Origin of the sequence: Phaeobacter sp. BS52, assembly GCF_045040595.1 — a bacterium.
Taxonomy (GTDB): Bacteria; Pseudomonadota; Alphaproteobacteria; order Rhodobacterales; family Rhodobacteraceae; genus Phaeobacter; species Phaeobacter piscinae.
On sequence record NZ_CP090662.1, the window covers coordinates 2,271,837 to 2,292,010 of the forward strand.

The following is a 20,174-nucleotide window of genomic DNA, read 5'->3' on the forward strand; positions in this document are numbered from 1 at the left end:
CTCCCAAACTTCAGGCAGGGGCAGCCGGCAGGCGCTGTGGCTGGGGGTCGGTGTCCGCAAGCCCTTCAATCGGCTGGCTCTTGCCGGTTTTGGGGCGACGCGCGAAGCGGTTACGCTCCCCACCCTGCGACAGGCGCGCGGTTGCTTTGGCGGATGAAGCCGCCATATCGCGGGCGCTTGTTTCGCTGCTGCGCGATGTCGGTGATCCAGAGTCGGCCTGCTCGGGCAGAGCAGAGTCATGCTCTGGTGCCGAGGTGTCGCGCCCCTTGCGGCGGCGAAATCTCTTGAAGCCTTGTTGCGTCATCGCGAAGGGATCGTCCCATTCCAGTTTCTGTGCACAGCTGCCAGGGGCCTCCGGTCCGGTCATCACATCTTTCATGAAACCCCCTCGCCGTTCTACCACGTTCGGCAGAACCCGCCTATAGCCCGGCCATCACAGTTAGCCCAGGACGGTTAATATCCGGTACCTCGCAGCACGACACCAACGGTGCGCCAGATGAGATCAACATCGGTGCGCAGACAAAGATCGCCGTGATAGTCGGCATCCGCGCGGGCACGCACGGCAAAACCACTCTCGTTGCGAACGGAGACCTGCCACAATCCGGTAATTCCGGGCTTGAGATCGAAATAGGCGGTGGCATCGCCATAGAGCGGCAGCTGATCCGGCATCATTGGGCGCGGACCAACAAGGCTCATCTCGCCGATCAGAACGTTCCAAAGTTGCGGCAACTCATCCAGCGAGGTTGTGCGCAGAAAGCGACCAACCGGGGTGATGCGCGGTCCTCTTTCAGTTTCTGCGTCTCGTCCCATTCGCGCCGCATCGCCGGGTCGCTGGCCAGATGGCGCTCCAGCAGCTGTTCTGCGTCGCGAACCATGGTGCGCAGTTTCAGGATAGAGAAGACCCGACCGCGCTGGCCAAGACGGTCCTGCGTGTAAAACGGATTGCCCCCCTCAAGCCACAGCGCAAGTGCGGCCATCAGGATCAGAGGCAGGCTGATCGGCAACGTCAGAAGGACCAAGGCAATGTCCAGGCAACGCTTTCCAAAAGTGGCATAGCCACCCAATGATCCAGCCCCCGTCCCCGCGCCGATTGCGCCAGCCACAGCAGGCGACATTTTCAGAGAACCGGATACGCTCCGCTTCGACGACGATGGCGGCGCAGAAACCGCTGCGTTCATATTGGCAACACCCATCCCGACGAGGGGGGCGTCACCCACGAGAGCGACCAGACAGCCGTTGCCGAGTGACGGCCAGCGGGACCAATTGGCCCGACCGGTCACAGCACCGGACGGGCGTGCAGCCCCCTCTTGCACGAAATCCTTCATCTCCAACCCCAATCTAGAGCCGCCCCCGCGGCCCTTACCTCTGCGCTGAAACAACAGCGTCTTTGCCCCCGCGAACGGCGGGTGCACTCGCACCAATTTGAGTATCCCGACACGGCAGCGCCCCGGTCCCAAGTCCAATAAGATCGATGGTTTTCCTCCAGCCACACCCCCATGCAGCTGGAACCTTCGTCCCAATCAGGCGGCCCTTTTAGGTCGCCATCCAAGCCGCAGTTGCGGCAATTTCTTAATAAAGCAATTTTAGACAAATCTCAGTAAAAACCGAGAGAGGGCGCTATTTGCTCAAATTTAAGTAAATCAGGGCGCCAGTTGAGAAACAATTCCTCAAAAGGATAGGAACTATCCGCACAGCCTACCCAAAAGTATAAGGAATCAACAGAGACTCAGCGATAAATTCGAGTCAAACAAGAACACACCCAAAGGCGATGTTAATCATATCTTCCGCACCATAGGTTTTGTTAACCTATTTTGGCGCATCGAACGGGCAATTCCACGAGCACATCTGAGGGCGTCAGGACCAGCGTTGATCATCGACCCTAAAATTGGCAAGGAGAGCGGGAATGCCCTGCCGTCTGGTGCCGCCGTGTTCCTGAAATACTGCGGGCACCCCATCTAGCAATCAGACCCAAAGGACGAGACCATGTGCGCCGCATCTGCCGACCCATCCTCCGCATCTCCCGCCGGACACTCCGCGATCAAATCTGCCAACTGGATCGCAGCGGACCATGCAGACGGGCGGATCACGGCCTGGCTGATGCACGAGGGCGAAGCGCGACAGCAGGTCTCCGCCGGATCAAGCGGCGAGTTGATGGCCGATGTCACTGCGGTGATCAGCCAGCTGCACGATTGCGCGGCTGATACGCCGATCCTGCTCAGCGACGACAGTCTGCGCGGCGGCGATACCGGGACCATCACGGTGCCGGCAAAGATCGCCGAGCGGCCCATGGGCGATGCGACACTGGGAGGTCATCCGCTGCGCGTGCTGGGCGGGCTGTCGCAGGCCACACCACCCGCAGTGATGCGCGGTGCCTGCAATCGCATTGCCGGGTTTCTCAGTCTTAATCCGGATTGGGACGGCGTGATCTGTGTCGCCGGGGCGACAACCCATTGGGCGCTGATCAGTGCGAATGAGGTTGTCAGTTTTCAGAGCTTCATGACGTCGCAGCTCTGGCAGGGGCTGGCGGCGAGCCTCAACCTCGGCGACACGCCTGCGTATGATCGCACACAGCGCGCTGAGTTGACGGCATCTATGGACACCGTTCAATCGAAGCCGGAGGCGCTGGCGGCGCGTTTGGCGGAGCTGCAAGCCACACAGGGGGCGCACGGCAATACAGATGCCGCCCGTTTGTGGGGACTGCTTCTTGGCGCTGAGCTGTCGGCAGCGCGCCCCTATTGGCTCGGGCAGAATATCGCCTTGATTGCGCCCCCACCGCTCGACACACTCTATCAGGCCGCACTTGACCATCAGGGAGTGCCGGTGACGCAGACGGATGCCGACCGCATGGCCCTGGCGGGCCTTGTCAGTGCCTGGCGCGCAATGACCACCTGACACGGCCCCTCCTCACTGCGGGCTTTACTCCTAGGGAAGCGGACCCGTCTGAAACAGGCGGATCTTCAACCCGCCGTGGGCCACCGGAGGGCCAAAGGGTTTGAAGGGCAACTGAGTGGCCTTAGCCAATGAGGTTTCGCTGGTGACAATACCAACCCGCCAGCCGCTGAAACGGGCCATCAGCGTCTCTCCCAGGGCCGCATAGAGCGCGTAGAGCAGCTTCTTGTTGCCGATACGTGCGCCATAGGGCGGGTTCACGATCACCAGTCCCGGCGTATCATTCGGGCCGAGATCCGGCGGCGTCAGATCGCTGACTGCCTGCTGAGTGATCTGGACCAGATCCGCTACACCTGCGCGCTCTGCATTGGCTGCGGCCATCTCCACGGCGCCTGCGTTGCGGTCTGAGCCATAGCAGCGGGCGCGGGTTGCGCGCGGCGTTTCCTTAGCCTGCAACTCTGCCCAGCCTTCGGGGTCGAAGCTGGCCATCTGCTCAAAGGCAAAACTGCGGCTGCGTCCCGGCAGCAGGCCAAGCGCGATCTCTGCGGCCTCAATCACAAAGGTACCGGAGCCGCACATCGGATCCACCACCGGCTCCTCGCCATCATAGCCGCAATCACGCAGGAACAGCGCCGCGAGGTTTTCACGCATCGGCGCCTTGCCGACTGCTGTCTTGTGGCCGCGTTTATGCAGCCCCTCTCCCGAGGTATCGACGCTGAAGGTGCAGAGATTATCCTCAATCCGCAGCTTCACCGTGATCGGGGCATCCGCGCTGATCGGCGCCCCAAGCTCCTCGGTTATCGCCCGTTCGATACGCTGCGTGGCGGCACCGGCATGGTAGATCTTCGACTTTTTATTGGTGGTGGTTTCGACCCGCACCGGGACATCGGGGCGGAGCACATCGGCCCAGGGGAATTTGCGCGCCCGTTTGTCCAGTTGGGCAAGGTGGAAGGCCCGGAATGACCCGATCCGCGCCAAAACCCGCGCCGCGCCCCGCAGGTGCAGATTGGCACGCCAGACATCCGGCCAAGCGCCCTCAAATGTGACACCGCCGGGCACGGTTTTTGCACCTGCAAACCCGGCCTCCACCGCTTCGCGCTGCAGGGTCTGCTCCATCCCCGGCGGGGCGGTCAGGAAGATTTCGAATGTATCGCTTGTGTCCATGACCTCTCCTTAGCGATAAAAACCATTGTCAGCGACGCCAAAGTGTACCCGCTGCCCTGCCCTCCCCGGTCTTCAGCATCCGCCTGCAACTTGGTTCGGATCCCGCACAACGGGATTCCTGCGGCATCTGCCGCGATGCAGCACAGAGGGCCACTGCGAGACGATCAAGAAACTCTCCCTTAGGGTGAATTCATTGTACTTTAAAATCATATCGTTACGTCAAACTAAAAAATTAGTTTGACAAGGCAGACCCCGGTGTGGAACCTGTTTGTCAGCCGGGTGCAACGAGGCATCTCTGGCCACAATAAATCACTAGGGAGGAGAAAGATGCGTAAGTATCTTTTGTCCGCAGCCGCGGTTATTGCCGTGGTCGCGGGACAGGCAGCCTATGCCGATGAGGCAGCTGCCAAGAAATGGATCGACGAAGAATTCCAGCCCTCGGTTCTGACCAAGGACGAACAGCTGTCGGAAATGCAGTGGTTCATCAAGGCGTCCGAACCGTTCTCGGGTATGGAAATCAACGTCCTGTCCGAAGGCATTCCGACGCATAGCTATGAGTCCGAAGTTCTGACCAAGGCATTTGAGGAAATCACCGGCATCAAGGTGAACCATCAGATCCTCGGCGAGGGCGAAGTGGTTCAGGCCGTGCAGACCCAGATGCAGACCAAGCGGAACCTCTATGACGCCTACGTCAACGATTCCGACCTGATCGGTACCCACTCGCGCCTGCAACTGGCCTACAACCTGACCGACATGATGGAAGGTGATTTCTTTGACGTCACCAACCCGGAACTCGATCTGGGTGACTTCATGGGCACGCAGTTCACCACCGGTCCCGATGGCGACCTGTATCAGCTGCCCGACCAGCAGTTCGCAAACCTCTACTGGTTCCGCAAGGACTGGTTCGACCGCGAAGACCTGCAGGCCGCGTTCAAGGAAAAATACGGCTACGATCTGGGCGTTCCGGTTAACTGGTCCGCATATGAGGACATCGCCGAATTCTTCTCAAATGACGTGAAGGAAATCGACGGTACCGCAATCTATGGTCACATGGACTATGGTAAGCGCGCGCCTGACCTTGGCTGGCGTATGACCGATGCCTGGCTGTCGATGGCTGGTGCTGGTTCGAAAGGTGAGCCGAACGGTGTGCCGATCGACGAATGGGGCATCCGCATGGAAGCGGATTCCTGTAACCCTGCCGGTGCAAGCGTAACTCGCGGCGGCGCGGCAAACGGTCCGGCTGCGGTCTATGCGATCCGCAAGTGGGATGAATGGCTGCGCAAATTCGCCCCTCCGGGTGCGGCATCCTATGACTTCTACCAGTCGCTGCCCGCTCTTGCACAGGGCAACGTCGCTCAGCAGATCTTCTGGTACACTGCATTCACCGCTGACATGGTGAAGCCGCAGTCCGAAGGCAACAACACCGTTGACGGTGAAGGCAACCCGCTATGGCGGATGGCCCCCAGCCCGCACGGTCCCTATTGGGAAGAAGGCCAGAAGGTTGGCTATCAGGACGTTGGGTCCTGGACCTTCCTGAAATCCACCCCGGTGGATCGCGCCAAGGCGGCCTGGCTCTATGCACAGTTTGTCGTGTCCAAGACCGTCGACGTGAAAAAATCCCACGTTGGTCTGACCTTCATTCGGGACTCTTCTGTGAACCACGAGAGCTTCACCGAGCGCGCACCCAAGCTGGGTGGTCTGGTCGAATTCTACCGTTCGCCTGACCGCGTCGCATGGTCCCCGACCGGCGTGAACGTGCCTGACTATCCGAAGCTGGCCCAGATCTGGTGGCAGCAGATTGGTGACGTCAACTCCGGCGCCTTCACCCCGCAGGAAGCCATGGACCGTCTGGCCGAAGAAATGGACATCACCATGGCCCGTATGCAGCGTGCAGACGAGCAGGCAAATGTCTACGGTGGCTGCGGCCCGCGTCTGAACGAAGAGAAAGACGCCGACTGGTGGTATGCCAACGGTGGCGCCAAGCCGAAACTGGAGAATGAGAAGCCTCAGGGCCAGACCGTCAACTACGACGAGCTGGTTGCCCGCTGGGCATCTGAGTAACCCCTCCTCCCGTGGGGAGCGTGCGGATCTGTCCGCTGCGCTCCCTACTTTCGCCCCGGAGCCTGGCTGGCCCGCTCCGGGGCACCCCTTTCCCCTAAAAAATGATCGCGCATGCCGCGCGCAACAGGCCGTCCGCCGGAAAGTCAAAGCAAGATGGCACTCGAACTCATAAATGTGACCAAACGCGTCGGCGCCCAGCTGCATATCAAGGAAACCTCCCTTGTGCTGGAACCGGGTCACTTCAACGTCCTTCTGGGCGCCACCGGGTCTGGCAAGACCTCTCTCATCAAGATGATGGCTAAGCCTCGACCCGATTGCCAGCGGACAGGTGGTGATGGATGGCCAGGACGTGACCGCGCTCAGCACCCAGAAACGCAACATCAGCCTGGTGCATCAGTTCTTCATCAACTACCCCCATATGACCGTCTACGAGAATATCGCCTCGCCGCTGAAGGTGGCTGGCATGGCGAAGTCCGAGATTGAAGGCCGGGTCGAAGAAGCCGCCGATATCCTGCAGCTGCGCCCGATGCTGCATCGCCGCCCGCACGAATTGTCCGGTGGTCAGCAGCAGCGCACCGCGCTGGCCCGCGCAATTGCCAAGGAAAGCCGTGCAGTGTTCCTTGATGAGCCGCTGGCAAACCTGGACTACAAACTGCGCGAGGAACTGCGCGATCAGCTGCCAGAGCTGTTCGCCGGGCGTGGCGCCGTGGTGGTCTATGCGACCTCCGAACCGGAAGAAGCGCTGCTACTAGGGGGCAAAACCGCCCTGATGCAGGATGGGCGCGTGACCCAGTTTGGCACGACCGCTGATATTTATCGCAATCCCGAAAACGTCGCCGCAGCGCGGGTGTTCTCGGATCCGCCAATCAATACAGCCCCCATCGTGAAACAGGGCAGCACTGCGCGCCTTGGCCAGGATGTCAGCTGGTCGTTGACCGGCGCGGCAGCCGATCTGGCGGATGGGCCCTACACGATTGCGATCCGGCCCTACCATGTGCTGCCCGTGGCGACACCGCTCACCACGGTGCAGCTCTCCGGTCAGGTGCAGGTGACGGAGCTGTCCGGGTCCGAAAGCAGCGCCCATTTCGACATGGGGCTGGATGTGGACCACGGCAGCTGGGTTTCCCTTTCGGCAGGCGTTCACCCCTACGAAGTGGGTGAGCAGCATGACTTCTACATGGATCCGTCGGCGGCATATGTCTTTGCCCCTGATGGCTCCCGCGTGGCGTGAGGCGCAAATGGCTAAGATTACACTTTCAAAACTGCGGCATAGCTATATGCCGAACCCGTCAAGCGCGTCAGACTACGCCCTGAAGGAAATCGACCTCGACTGGACGGACGGCGGGGCCTATGCGCTGCTTGGTCCATCCGGCTGTGGGAAATCCACCCTACTGAACATCATCTCCGGCCTTTTGGTGCCATCCGAAGGCCAGATCCTGTTTGATGGCAAGGACGTCACCAAACTGCCGCCGGATCAGCGCAACATTGCGCAGGTGTTCCAGTTTCCGGTGATCTACGACACGATGACCGTTTACGACAACCTGGCCTTTCCGCTGCGCAACCGTGGTCGCGATGAGGCGACGGTCAAGGAACGCGTCATGGCAATCGCCGAGATGCTGGAAGTGACCGATCTCTTGACGATGCGGGCCGCAGGCCTGTCACCGGACAACAAGCAAAAGATCTCCATGGGGCGTGGATTGGTCCGTGAAGACGTGAACGTGGTGATGTTCGACGAACCGCTCACTGTGATTGACCCGCATCTGAAGTGGAAACTACGCTCCAAGCTGAAGGAACTCCATCAGCGCGTGAAGGCCACGATGATCTACGTGACCCACGACCAGACAGAGGCGCTGACCTTTGCTGATCAGGTTGTTGTCATGCAGCTGGGTGAGGTGGTTCAGATCGGTACGCCGGTCGAGCTGTTTGAACGCCCCGCGCATACGTTTGTGGGTCATTTCATCGGCTCACCGGGTATGAACGTGCTGCCATGCGAATTGCGCGCGGGCCAGCCCTATATCGGTGCCCACCCGATTGCCTTGGAAGGCCCGATCAAAGGGGACGCCGCAGGCAAGACCGAGGTCGGCATCCGGCCTGAGTTTGTGTCCCTCGCCAACAGCGGCCTGCCCGCAACCGTGACCAAGGTTTCGGATGTTGGCCGCCACACAGTTGTGGAATGCGAGGCCGAAGGTCAGCGGATCAACGCTGTGGTCGAAGGTGCAGGCCCAGCCAAGGGGGCAGCTGTCCACCTGTCCTTCCGTCAGAATCAGACCCGGCTCTACGTCGATGGCTGGATCGCGACAGAGGCTGCCCAATCTGCCACCGAGACCAAGACTGAGACCGAGGAGCAGGCACAATGAAAACCGAAAACCAAAAGGCGTGGTTCTTTGTCCTGCCTGTCCTTCTGCTCGTTGCCTTCAACGCGCTGATCCCGATGATGACCGTCGTCAACTACTCCGTTCAGGAGACATTCGGCGACAACGTCTTTTTCTGGCAGGGGCTGGACTGGTTCCAGCAGATCCTGCGGTCCGACCGGTTCCATGCGGCGCTTGGCCGCCAGTTCATGTTCACCTTCCTGATCCTGATCATCGAAATCCCGCTGGGCATCGCCATTGCGCTGTCGATGCCACGCAAGGGGTTCTGGGTGCCAGTGTGCCTGGTGCTGATGGCGCTGCCGATGCTGATCCCGTGGAACGTGGTTGGCGCGATGTGGAACATCTTCACCCTGCCCGATATCGGTCTGCTGGGGTATTTCCTGAACCACACGCTGGGCATCAACTATGATATGACCCAAGATCCTGTCGCGGCCTGGATCACCATCGTGACCATGGACGTCTGGCACTGGACCTCGCTTGTGGTGCTGCTGTCCTATGCTCGGCCTCGTGTCGATCCCGGATGCCTATTATCAGGCCGCAAAGATCGATGGCGCCTCCAACTGGGCTGTGTTCCGCTTCATCCAGCTGCCAAAGATGAAAACCGTTCTGACCATCGCGATCCTTCTGCGGTTCATGGACAGTTTCAACATCTACACCGAACCGTTTGTTCTGACCGGCGGTGGTCCCGGCAACTCGACAACGCTGTTGTCCATCGACTTGGTTAAGATCGCGCTTGGACAGTTCGACCTTGGTCCGGCGGCGGCGATGAGCCTCATCTACTTTGCAATCACACTTCTGGTCAGCTGGCTGTTCTACACCGTCATGACCAAAGACGATCAAAACTAAAGGAGGATACTTCGATGCAAAAACGTACCATCGTCCCCATCGTTTATATCCTGTTCCTCATGCTGCCGATCTATTGGCTGGTCGCGATGAGTTTCAAAACGACAAATGAAATCCTGTCCGGCTTCTCGCTGTTTCCGCAGACCTTCACGCTGGAAAACTACGCCACGATCTTCACCGATCCGAGCTGGTACTGGGGCTACATCAACTCAATCATCTATGTGTCGATCAACACGGTGATCTCTGTCGCTGTTGCCCTGCCTGCGGCCTATGCGTTCTCGCGCTACCGTTTTCTGGGTGACAAGCAGCTGTTCTTCTGGCTGCTGACCAACCGGATGGCGCCTGCTGCGGTTTTTGCGCTGCCATTCTTCCAGCTTTATTCGGCGGTGGGGCTGTTTGACACCCACCTCGCGGTAGCTCTGGCGCATTGCCTGTTCAACATTCCGCTGGCGGTCTGGATCCTGGAAGGGTTCATGGGCGGCATCCCGAAAGAGCTGGACGAAACCGCTTATGTGGATGGCTATTCCTTCCCGCGCTTCTTTGCCACAATCTTCATCCCGTCGATCAAGGCTGGCGTGGGCGTGGCGGCGTTCTTCTGCTTCATGTTCTCTTGGGTGGAGCTGCTACTGGCCAAAACCCTGACCGCTGTTGCCGCGAAACCCATTGCGGCCACTATGACCAAAACCGCCTCAAGCGCCGGTTATGAGCTGGGCCTGCTGGCGGCGGCTGGCACACTGACAATCATTCCGGGCGCGATCGTGATCTACTTCGTCCGTAACTACATCGCAAAAGGCTTTGCGATGGGGAGGGTATAATGCTGAGTTGGATGGCCTGGACCTGGCCCACGGCACTGGTCTTTATCGGGATCTTTTCGGCCATTGGCCTGATGATCGTTCTGGAAATCCGCAGCCCCGGTGGTGACACCCGCAAAGGCGTTCTGGGACTTGTCACAACCCGCGGTGACCGGCTGTTCATCAGCCTCCTGGGCACCTCCTATATCTTCCTGGCCTGGCTGGGATTGGTGGGAATGCCGCTGTGGTGGCCACTGGGCCTGTCGGTTGTCTGGTTTGCCTTCACCTTCTGGAAAGTGTGAAACAAAAACACGAGGGCCCTGTCTGCAGGGCCCCTTTTTACATGCCGTTTTGCCTGACACCTGCGGCCTCGGTGCTGAACTTCTAAAAAAATAGTTTTCAAACGCACCTGCGATCCCCTAGCATGATCAAAGCCTAAGAGAACCGGACACCACATGATGCGTAAGAAACAGGACAACCCGCTTTTGACAGAGGTTGAACTCGAGTTCATGACCGTTGTTTGGGAAACCGGCGGCGGCACGGTGCGCGATATTCTGGCGGAACTGAACAAACGTCAGGAACGCGCCTATACGTCGGTCGCAACCGTGCTGAAAATTATGGAACAAAAAGGGTTTCTGACCAGCGAACGGGCTGACAGATCCTTGGTCTACCGCCCAGCGGTGCCCAAGGCGGATTATCAGAAAACCACTCTCAAGAACCTTTCGAGCAAGCTCTTCAACGGCGCCCCGGCGGCCCTGGTAGCCCGCCTGGTGGATGATGAAGATGTCACCGACGAGATGCTCGTGGAGATACGGGCCTTGCTGAATGAAAGGTTGGGGGACGATGAACGCTGAGAGTTTTCTGAACGCCTATATTGACCTGAACTTACTGTTGTTTGCGGGCACCGCGCTTTGGCTGGCGTTGCGCGCGATCCTGACCCGGAGCCGATTGGGCCCGGCGTTTCGACCACAGCTGCGGCTGCTGAATGGCATGACGCTTTTGTTGACCTTGTCCCCGATGCTGGTGGTGGCGCTGACCACTTATGTCGTGTCGCAGCCGCCGACCCTGTCGGACATGCTGGTCGCGCAGTACCTGCAGGGCAATGTCAACATGAGCGCCACACGGTTTGAGAGTATCCTTGGCCTGCGCGAGGATCTGGTGCGGGCCTTGATGACGCAGAGCAGCCTTTGGGCTCAGCTTGCCGTGGCTGCGTTGATCGTCGGCGCCGTAGTCTCCGTCGTGCAGGTGACATTGGCGGCACTGCGGCTGCGGGCATCGCTGCAGCAGGCCTACGTCTGGAAACAGCTGGGCGGCGTTCAGATTCGCATCAGTGACAAGAGCACAGTTGCCTTCTCCACCCGCGGCTTGTTCACTCGCTACGTCGTGTTGCCATCCGCGCTGATCACCAATCCGTCGGACCTGCGGTTGAGCGTAGCCCACGAGCTGCAGCATTTCCGCCAGCGAGACGTCGAATGCGAATTCCTGCTGGAGGCGCTGCGGCCGCTTCTGTTCTGGAACCCGGCTTATCACCTCTGGCGTCGCGAAGTCCGTATGCTACGGGAATTTGCCTGCGATCAGGCGCTGATGACCCGAGGCCAACGCGATATTCGTGCCTATTGCGAATGCCTGATCCGGGCCTGCGCACTGGCGGCGCAGGATCCAATCCGCTTTGTCCAGCGCAGCCCATCGGTGGCCTTGGTTGATCGTCGCGAGGTGCGCCGCGGGGCAACATTGGCGCGGCGGATTGATGTGGTCACCGCAGCACAACCACAGGACACGCATCTGTTCGGCTGGATGCTGGTTTCCGCCATGCTGGCGACTGGAGTGCTGGCCACCGCTCTGCTGATGCAGCGCCCCGGCGATTGGAGCCATGACCGCATCATGCTGTCGACGATCGTCAATCTTGAGCGTATGGCCCATCGGAACGCTGTGCCTGAGACCAGCCAGACGGCGGTAACAGCGCTGCAGGGCGGGTTCATGACCCTGAGCAAATAAGCCTGTCAGATGATTGAGTGCGTAGTCCCCGTCTGATCGGGCGGGAGGCGCGACTGCAGTCGACATTACCCTCCGATAATCAGATCAAGCATTTTGACCGGCCTACCCGTTTTGATGAGCCGATCTCAGATCAGCCATAAGAGTGGCCCCCGTTTCCGGCATCATCAGCTGCTGCCCAGTCGTCGACACTGTCATGCCCGGCACCATTTCCAAGCTGGAACCGCGATACCACGCCGGTAAGCGCCTGCGCCTCGTTCTGGAGCAGCTGGCTGGCTGCGGAGGCTTCTTCGGACATCGCCGCATTCTGCTGGGTGGTACTGTCCAGGCGCCCGACGGCATTGTTGATATTTTCCAAACCCTTGGATTGCTTCTGCACGCCCTCTGCGATTTCGGTGATAAGGTCGGAGACATTTGTGACCTTGTCGATGATCCCGCTCAGTGCATCGCCTGCGCGACCAACCATGGCGACGCCGTTTGCGACATGCTCCTCGCTGGCCGTGGTCAGCCCCTTGATCTCACCCGCAGCTTTGGAGGCCCGCATTGCAAGGGCACGCACCTCAGAGGCGACAACCGCGAAGCCTGCGCCAGCTTCACCCGCACGCGCCGCCTCCACGCCTGCGTTCAGGGCCAGCAGGTTGGTCTGAAACGCGATATCGTCGATCATATTGATAATCTGCGAAATCTGTTGCGAAGCCTCTTGAATTTGGTCCATCGCCTGCACCGCTGAGGTGACGATGTGATTGCTGTGCTCGGCCTCATTGCGGGTACCGCGCATGGTTTCATCCACCTGCCCGGCCCGGTCAGCGGTCTCGCGTATACTGTTGGTCAGATCCTGAAGTGCTGAGGCCGTCTCCTCCAATGTCCCGGCCTGAGATTCCGTCCGATGCGCCATTTCCTCCGCAGAGGCGCGCTGCTCTTCCGAGAACTTATCGACGTTATGGGCGGCATCGACCACCTCCGCGAGCGAGTCACGCAGGTTGACAAGGCTGCGATTGAAATTCTCCCGCAGAATTTCGTAGTGTTCGACAAAAGGTTGCCCGATATCACAGGCCAAATTGCCTTGTTGCAGTTCGGCCAGGGCGCCACTCATCTCCTCGACCACTGCGGCCGTCTGCTTGGCGGCTTCTTCTTCGCGGTTTGCAGCCTCGTCGGCGATCAGCAATTTGTCGCGGAAGGTATCCAGGCTGCGGGCCAGATCGCCAAGTTCATCACCCCGATCACGTCCGCTGATCTCACTCGCATAGTCTTCTTCGGCCAGCGCGTTTGTCGCCTCACGCAGGGCGAGAATAGGGCGGGTGACATGACGCGCGGCCACAAAAGACACCACAATCGCAATCAGAACCGAAACACCGATCATCAGCATTGCAACCAGCCGGATTTCGGTCACCTCGGCAAAGGCTTCATGTTCATCAGTCTGCAGCACCAAAGACCAGTCGAACCCTTTGATATTCAAAGGCTTGACAAGGGCGATCACCTGTTCGCCGGAGACGGATGTGGAGCCTTCAAACATCCCGGCCTCACCGGCGGTGGCGGCTTTGATTTCCGCGCTGTCGGGCAATTGGTCGCCTGTGGCGAACTGGCCTTCGATGACGGAGGGGCTGCGCGCGATGCCGTCGCGGCCCACCAGAAAGATGTTCTGATGGCCATCAACCTTCATATTGGAGGTCAGCGCCGTCACAACTGACGCGCTGGAAATCTGCACCGCCATCACGCCGATAACTTCTTTCTTCTTGTTGAAAACCGGCACCCCCATGAAGGCACCAGCCGCACCGCCACCCGGCGCGTAGGCGGCAAAATCGGCGGTTACCACCTGACCCGCCTCGGCATTGAGCGCGGCATTGAAGACCTGCCCCAGACCGCTATCCGCATTGGCCCCAGAGCCAAATTGCTGAATGAAATCCTCGCGCTTCTTGACCGAATAGAGCAATTGTCCAGCGGCATTCAGAAGATAGAGATCCTCATAGCCGTTGACCTGCAACGACTGCAGAAACGTCGGGTGGTAGGTCGCATGCGACTGGCTGTAATATGAGCCGTCGCCAGGATCGCTCAGCAAATGACGTTCATTCGCAGCATTGGGATTTTCTTCTATGTAGTGACGCCGCAAGAAGCCGGTCGGCTCCTCCTCGATCATCTTATAAACACGGTCAAAGTTGTTGATGGCGCGGAACACGGTCGGCTGGGAGGCATTGATTGACAGATCGCGGCGCGCGGCCTCCATCATGAACGTCAGGGCCTGCTCACCGGAACGGGCCGTGGTCTCCTTCGAGGCATAGACAAAATCGCGAATACTCTTTTCCGCCATTGAGTAGACAAGAAATGAGACTGTCACCAGAAACGTTGCCGTCAGGGCCACCATGATCAGAGGCAATTTCAGCTTGAGCGAGAGTTTCGGGGTCTGGGGCAGGACGCGCATGTCTTCTCCTTGATAGTGCCGATTCTGTCGCCATGCGACCGAATGACCCAAGAGATAGCCATGCAATTCCTTCGATTTCGTTCACGGTCGGTTTGCGCACATTGCGCGCGAAGGCAACGCCCCGCCCTGCCCTACAGCCGTATCAGAGGCGAAGGGGTGGCTCAAGACACTAGAAACGGTCCGGTGAAAACGGTGCCAGATCAATTGCCGGATCGCGTCCCAGCACCAGATCTGCGACCAGTTCCGCCGTGGCGGCCGATTGGGTTAGCCCGACATGACCATGACCAAAGGCATAGACCACCCGCGCATCACGCTTGGCGCTGCCAATCACCGGCAGGCTATCAGGCAGAGATGGGCGAAACCCCATCCAGCGGGTGCCATCTGCGGTGTCCAGCTCTGGCATGAACCGCGCGGCCTTCGCCAACAGCGTGTCGGCGCGTTTGAAGTTTGCAGGCTGTTTCAGCCCTCCCAGTTCAACCGCACCTCCGACCCGAACACCGCCGCGGATACGGCTCACCACAAAGCCATGACGGCAGAAGGTGATATGCGTGCGCAGATCGAAGCAGCCTGCGGGCAGGGTGGTGTTGTAGCCGCGCTCCGTCTCCAGCGGCAGCGGGTCGCCCAGACGGCGGGTCAGTTGATGCGACCACGCCCCTGCAGCCACGACCACAGCGTCAGCCAGGACGTCCTCCCCGTCTGTCAGAAGACGCAGTTTCTCACCGCCGGTTTCCAGATCACGCACCTCTGCCCGGCGCAGCTGGCCACCCCGCGCCATGAAAATCTGAAAGAGGTGTTCGACCCAGGCTTTCGGATCGCAGGTATTCATCCAGTCAGGGGTGAAGCCTGCATGCGTGAACCGGGGACTAAGCCCCGGCTGGATCTCGGCAATTTCGGCAGGGCTATGCAACAGGGTGAACCGGATGCCGTGATCGCGGCGCAGTTGCCAACCGCGCTGGCTGGCGGCGAACTCAGCCTCAGATTCGTAGAGCTGCAGGGCACCGTCGCGCTGCATCATTGCCTCGCCTTTGGTGTCGGTGATCTGGCGTTCGGTCGCCGATTGGGCCAACTGCATCAGGGATGCCTGGGCGCTGACCACCTTATGATATCGGTCCCGCCAGCTGGCGCGCCAAAAGCGGATCAGCCAAGGCGCCAATTGCAGAGCGTAGGCCGGTGGCACCGATAGCGGGCCAAGCGGGTCCAGCAGCCAGGCCGGTGCTTTTTTCATGATCCCCGGTGTGGCCAGTGGTTCGAGGTCGGTGAATGCAAAGGCCCCGGCGTTGCCCGCAGATGTTTCTTCGGCGACGCCTTTGCGATCCAGCAGGATGACCTGTCCGCCGTTTGGCGCCAGCTCACTCTGCAGGCGCAGCGCCGTGCTGACACCGACAACACCCGCCCCGATAACCACAATCGTTTTTGTCATCTGCCCTGCCTTCGTAACGGTGGCGAGGTTTTCACCCCGCCACCTGACCGTCTTTACGCCAGGGTATAGGCGGTTTTGACCTTGGTATAGAACTCTTTCGCATGGCTGCCCTGTTCACGGGCACCAAAGCTGGACCCCTTGGTGCCACCGAAGGGCACGTGATAGTCAACGCCCGCAGTGGGCAGGTTCACCATCGCCATGCCAGCCTCGACATGTGCCTTGAAATGCGTGGCATATTTCAAAGATCCGGTGCAAATTCCCGCGCTGAGGCCAAAAGGCGTATCATTGGCCACCGCCAGAGCCTCATCATAATCCGCCACGCGGATCACAGAGGCGAGCGGGCCAAAGACCTCCTCTTGATTGATCCGCATGTCGTTTGACGTTTCGGTGACAAGCGCGGGCGCCAGATAAAACCCCTTGCTGCTGCGCTGAAGCGTCTGCCCCCCAAGCACCTGCCCGCCCTCACTGGCGGCCACGTCGAGATAGTAGAGATCCTTCTCCAACTGCCGCTCATCCACAACCGGGCCGATCTGAGTGCTGTCGTCCAGAGCGTTGCCGACCCGCAGGCCCGTCATCCGCTCTCCAAGTGCTGCAACAAAACGATCGTGGATGCCCTCGGTCACGATCAGCCGCGAGGATGCAGTACAGCGCTGGCCCGTGGAGAAAAACGCACCGTTGAGGCTGGCGTCCACCGCCGTCTCAAGATCCGCGTCATCCAATACCACCATCGGATTCTTGCCGCCCATTTCCAGCTGCACCTTCTTGCGCTGCGCCCCGCAGGCTGCCGCGATGGCGCTGCCGGTCTCAACCGAACCGGTAAAGGAGATGGCATCCACATGGCGGCTTTGCACCAGCGTCTGACCAACCGTATTGCCTGTGCCGAACACAATGTTGAATACCCCCTCCGGCAAACCCGAGCGACTGATGATCTCCGCAAGGGCATGCGCGCACCCCGGCGTCAACTCAGCCGGTTTCAGGACGACCGCATTGCCATAGGCCAGCGCTAGGCGCGATCTTCCAGGCGGGGATGGCGATGGGAAAATTCCAAGGCGTGATCAAGCCGACAACCCCCACAGGAGAGCGCGTCACCTCGACGCCGACACCGGGCCGTACCGAGCCAAGGATTTCCCCCGCCTGGCGCAGGGTTTCGCCTGCAAAGAATTTGAAGATCTGCCCGGCCCGCGCGGCCTCGCCAATCCCTTCCGGCAGGGTCTTGCCCTCCTCGCGAGAGAGCAGTTTTCCCAGTTCAGCCTTGCGGGCCAGAATTTCGGTGCCGATGGCGTCCAGCACATCAAATCGCTGCTGTGGCGTGCTGGCCGCCCATCCGGGAGCCGCGTCGCGGGCAGCGACGATCGCGCGCTCCATATCCTCCGCCGGACTATTGGCAGCGTATCCCAAGACGTCCTGCGTATCGGAGGGATTGATATTGGCGGCGGCGGCGGCGGTCTCTGACCAGTCGCCCGCGATTAGATTTTTATATTCCATCAGTATACCTCTTGGCTGGTGATCCCCGCCCGGTAGGGATCGGCAGGGTCAAAGTTCAGAACAGTGTCGCCGGTCACAAAGGCCGTACCGGCAATTGTTGCGATCACGCCTCCAGTCGGGCCTGGCCGATAGTGCAGCGCGTAGGTGCTACCGATCACGCTCTCCTGGATCCAGGTCACACCCGGCGCCAGATCACCATCTGCGGCCAGACAGGCCAGCTTCGCCGCAGACCCGGTACCGCAGGGGGACCGGTCATAAGCCGTTCCGGGGCAAAGAACGAAGTTGCGCGCGTGACCGACACGGGTCAGGGGTGGTCCGACAAATTCAATGTGGTCAATCGCTGCCCCATCGCGGCCAGTGATCCCCTGCTCCGCCAAAGCCTGCCGCAGGGCCACAGCACTGGTGGTCAGCTGGTCGACATGGGCCAGCGTTAGCGGTGCCGGGACATCAGAGGTCAGAAAGAACCAATTGCCACCCCAGGCGATATCGCCGGAAATCCGACCCTGTCCCGGCACCTCCACCGCAACATCAGCCCGATACCGATCACTCTCGACGTTTTCGACCGCAGCCCTGTTCGCTGCCTGCAAATGCACGCCTACGGTGCCGACCGGCGTTTCGAGTTGATGCCGCCCAAGATCAAGACGGCCCAGATGATGCAAACTCACGGCGGTGCCGATGGTGGCATGACCGCACATGCCCAATGGTCCAATCGGATTGAAGTATATCACCGCTGCCGCGGCAGCCGGATCTGTGGGCGGCACCAACAAGGCGCCAACCATAGCGTCGTGACCGCGTGGCTCGGACAGCACTGCGCTGCAGAAATCGCAGTGATCTCTAAACAGCCGATGCGCCCGTTCTGCCAGTGATCCACCGCCGAGATCCGGCCCGCCAGACAGGATCAGGCGGGTCGGCTCGCCGCCGGTATGGCTGTCGATTACGCGCATAGGGCGGCGATGTCGGGCTGCTGGCTCCAATCCGCATACCAGCTGCGAAACAGCGCATACTGGGCCTCGACATAGGCCTGTTGGCTGGCGCTCAACCGATCGCTTTCGTTGAAGTGCAGGCGGTATTCGCTATCCCCATTCAGCACCATCAGATGCTTGTAATAAAGGACCAGATCCGCCCCCTCATCAAAGGAAGATAGAACCGCCAGCGCCGCTTCCAGCTCCAGAGCTTGGCGCCGGGCGGTTGCGTTCCCTTTCGCTGCGAGTTGGCAAAGAGCGACAAGGTGCAGGGACCTCATCCGGCAGCGCATTCCCGATCCCCGTGATCGCGCCCCCGGCCCCGCAGTTGACGTAGCCGTGGAATACAGTGGTATCGACACCGATCATCAGGGTGACACTGCTGTCCTGAGAGGTGATATTTTCAGCCGCATAGCGCAGATCATCAGCGCCCCCGAATTCCTTGAACCCGATCAGGTTTGGATGATCCTTGCGCAGATCGAAAAACAGATCCGCCCGGGTGGCAAACCCATAGTAGGGGCTGTTGTAGATCACCGCTCAGCAACGTTGGCGCAGCAGAGAGCACCGCGGCGAAGTGGTCGCGTTGTGCGGCAACCGAGCTGCCGCGTGACAAGACGCGCGGGATCACCATGAGACCGGCAGCCCCCACCTCTGCGGCATGGGCGGCATGGGCTGCGGCCTGCATCGTGTTGACGGCACCAGTGCCGACAATGGTCGGAACGCCAGCCGCAACAAGTCGGGCGACCCCTTCCATCCGCTCAGCATCGCTGATCAGTGGCCAATCGCCCATGGAGCCGCAGTAGACCACCGCGGACATGCCTTTGGCGATCAGCGCCTGCCCCTTTTTCACCAGCGCATCAAAATCGGGGCGCCGATCAGCGGTACAGGGGGTCATCAGGGCCGGAATGCAGCCGGAGAACACAGGGTTTGTCATGGTTGGATCCTCTCCAATGGGTTTGAACCTGAGCCCGCAAGGCGTGCCCGGCGCTGATGACGCCTTCATAATGCATATTGGATCCAATATTCAATATCTGATTTATGCACACTTCCCCCTCGGCCATGATCAGGGATATAACGACGGCAGGGAGCGCAGATATGAAGTTGAAATCCGTAGATATATCCAAGACCGCCTCCGCCTCGGCGATTGTTTTCGACGCCCTGCGCAAGGCCATCATCGAAGGCGACCTGAAGGAAGGCGAACCACTGCGGCAGGATGAAATCGCCCAGATGTTCAACACCAGCCGAATCCCTGTGCGCGAAGCAATTTCGCGTCTGGAAGAGCAAGGACTGGTAAAAACCCAACGCTATAAAGGCGCCGTGGTCTCTGGCCTGTCAGCCCAGGAAGCTCAGGAAATCTTCGATTTCCGGGCCGTTTTGGAATCTGAAGTTATCCGCCGCGCGGTACCGCGCATGTCCCCCACCGCCATCTCCACCGCGAAAGCTTGTCTAGAGGCGTTTTCGCAATCCGAAGACCCGATGACCTGGGGTGATTTGAACCGCGACTTCCACTCCACGCTCTACCGGGAAAGCGGGCTGCAGTATCATATGGATGTGATCGACAATGCGATGGATCGCGTCGACAGTTATCTGCGGGCGCAATTGGTACTGTCCAACGGCAACGAACGCGCCAATGCCGAGCACCTCGCGATCTGGGAAGCCTGCGTTGCCGGAGATGCCGACCTTGCAGCGGCGCTCACCCGCGACCACATCACCGGCGCCTGCAAAACCCTGCTGGACACCCTGAAAGACCTTGGTTGAGGCCTACGGATCGATACCCTA

General features: G+C 59.9%; 13 protein-coding genes and 5 pseudogenes. 10 read left to right on the forward strand and 8 right to left on the reverse strand.

The genetic code is table 11. The features are described from left to right. Positions 1-10: 10 nt before the first annotated feature. On the reverse strand, positions 11-379 hold the full coding sequence (locus L0Z65_RS10975; protein WP_405107559.1) for a hypothetical protein: 369 nt from the start codon (positions 377-379) through the stop codon (positions 11-13). Between the two features lie 74 nt (positions 380-453). Next, positions 454-1,325: pseudogene (locus L0Z65_RS10980) on the reverse strand (sugar transferase). A 658-nt stretch (positions 1,326-1,983) separates the two neighbouring features. On the opposite strand from L0Z65_RS10980, the gene L0Z65_RS10985 reads away from it, so the two are divergent. Next, complete coding sequence (locus L0Z65_RS10985; protein ID WP_405107562.1) at positions 1,984-2,892, forward strand: 2-dehydro-3-deoxygalactonokinase; 909 nt, start codon at positions 1,984-1,986, stop codon at positions 2,890-2,892. Between the two features lie 30 nt (positions 2,893-2,922). Here L0Z65_RS10985 and L0Z65_RS10990 read toward each other — a convergent pair whose 3' ends face one another. Beyond that, a complete protein-coding gene (locus L0Z65_RS10990) occupies positions 2,923-4,053 on the reverse strand; it encodes a class I SAM-dependent RNA methyltransferase (protein WP_405107565.1) in 1,131 nt (376 codons plus the stop codon). Between the two features lie 327 nt (positions 4,054-4,380). Between L0Z65_RS10990 and L0Z65_RS10995 the strand changes: the two genes are divergently transcribed. The 8 genes and pseudogenes from L0Z65_RS10995 to L0Z65_RS11030 all read left to right on the forward strand — a co-directional run bounded on the left by L0Z65_RS10995 (position 4,381) and on the right by L0Z65_RS11030 (position 12,115). After that, entirely contained in the window at positions 4,381-6,114 is a 1,734-nt protein-coding gene (locus L0Z65_RS10995; RefSeq protein WP_024098336.1) for an ABC transporter substrate-binding protein, read from the forward strand. 153 nt (positions 6,115-6,267) lie between these two features. After that, positions 6,268-7,345 (forward strand): annotated as a pseudogene (locus L0Z65_RS11000) (ABC transporter ATP-binding protein). A gap of 7 nt (positions 7,346-7,352) precedes the next feature. Further along, positions 7,353-8,471: an ABC transporter ATP-binding protein gene (locus tag L0Z65_RS11005; protein ID WP_405107568.1), complete on the forward strand. Its 1,119-nt coding sequence runs from the start codon at positions 7,353-7,355 to the stop codon at positions 8,469-8,471. Continuing rightward, a pseudogene (locus L0Z65_RS11010) lies at positions 8,468-9,332 on the forward strand (carbohydrate ABC transporter permease). The gene L0Z65_RS11005 and the pseudogene L0Z65_RS11010 overlap by 4 nt, the downstream one beginning before the upstream one ends. 14 nt (positions 9,333-9,346) lie before the next feature. After that, complete coding sequence (locus tag L0Z65_RS11015) at positions 9,347-10,144, forward strand: carbohydrate ABC transporter permease (protein ID WP_008561997.1); 798 nt, start codon at positions 9,347-9,349, stop codon at positions 10,142-10,144. Further along, positions 10,144-10,422 carry a DUF2160 domain-containing protein gene (locus L0Z65_RS11020; RefSeq protein ID WP_024098340.1) on the forward strand — a complete coding sequence of 93 codons (279 nt, stop codon included), beginning with the start codon at positions 10,144-10,146 and terminating at the stop codon, positions 10,420-10,422. The genes L0Z65_RS11015 and L0Z65_RS11020 overlap by 1 nt, the downstream gene beginning before the upstream one ends. A 156-nt stretch (positions 10,423-10,578) precedes the next feature. Beyond that, the gene (locus tag L0Z65_RS11025; protein WP_014873615.1) at positions 10,579-10,974 is read left to right on the forward strand and encodes a BlaI/MecI/CopY family transcriptional regulator; all 396 of its coding nucleotides are present in this window, start codon (positions 10,579-10,581) and stop codon (positions 10,972-10,974) included. Then, a complete protein-coding gene (locus tag L0Z65_RS11030; RefSeq protein ID WP_405107573.1) occupies positions 10,964-12,115 on the forward strand; it encodes a M56 family metallopeptidase in 1,152 nt (383 codons plus the stop codon). Before L0Z65_RS11025 ends, L0Z65_RS11030 begins: the two co-directional genes overlap by 11 nt. 130 nt (positions 12,116-12,245) lie before the next feature. On the opposite strand, the gene L0Z65_RS11035 is transcribed toward L0Z65_RS11030, so the two are convergent. The 5 genes and pseudogenes from L0Z65_RS11035 to L0Z65_RS11055 all read right to left on the reverse strand — a co-directional run bounded on the left by L0Z65_RS11035 (position 12,246) and on the right by L0Z65_RS11055 (position 19,329). Continuing rightward, positions 12,246-14,528 carry a methyl-accepting chemotaxis protein gene (locus L0Z65_RS11035; protein ID WP_405107576.1) on the reverse strand — a complete coding sequence of 761 codons (2,283 nt, stop codon included), beginning with the start codon at positions 14,526-14,528 and terminating at the stop codon, positions 12,246-12,248. Between the two features lie 169 nt (positions 14,529-14,697). Then, positions 14,698-15,948 (reverse strand): NAD(P)/FAD-dependent oxidoreductase, encoded by a 1,251-nt coding sequence (locus tag L0Z65_RS11040; protein ID WP_405107579.1) that lies wholly within the window; start codon positions 15,946-15,948, stop codon positions 14,698-14,700. 53 nt (positions 15,949-16,001) lie between these two features. Continuing rightward, positions 16,002-17,433: pseudogene (locus L0Z65_RS11045) on the reverse strand (aldehyde dehydrogenase family protein). Next, complete coding sequence (locus L0Z65_RS11050) at positions 17,433-18,377, reverse strand: proline racemase family protein (RefSeq protein WP_405107582.1); 945 nt, start codon at positions 18,375-18,377, stop codon at positions 17,433-17,435. The pseudogene L0Z65_RS11045 and the gene L0Z65_RS11050 overlap by 1 nt, the downstream one beginning before the upstream one ends. Beyond that, positions 18,368-19,329, reverse strand: a pseudogene (locus tag L0Z65_RS11055) (dihydrodipicolinate synthase family protein). The gene L0Z65_RS11050 and the pseudogene L0Z65_RS11055 overlap by 10 nt, the downstream one beginning before the upstream one ends. Before the next feature lie 161 nt (positions 19,330-19,490). Here L0Z65_RS11055 and L0Z65_RS11060 point away from each other — a divergent pair. After that, positions 19,491-20,153 carry a GntR family transcriptional regulator gene (locus L0Z65_RS11060; RefSeq protein ID WP_040170961.1) on the forward strand — a complete coding sequence of 221 codons (663 nt, stop codon included), beginning with the start codon at positions 19,491-19,493 and terminating at the stop codon, positions 20,151-20,153. Positions 20,154-20,174: the final 21 nt, after the last annotated feature.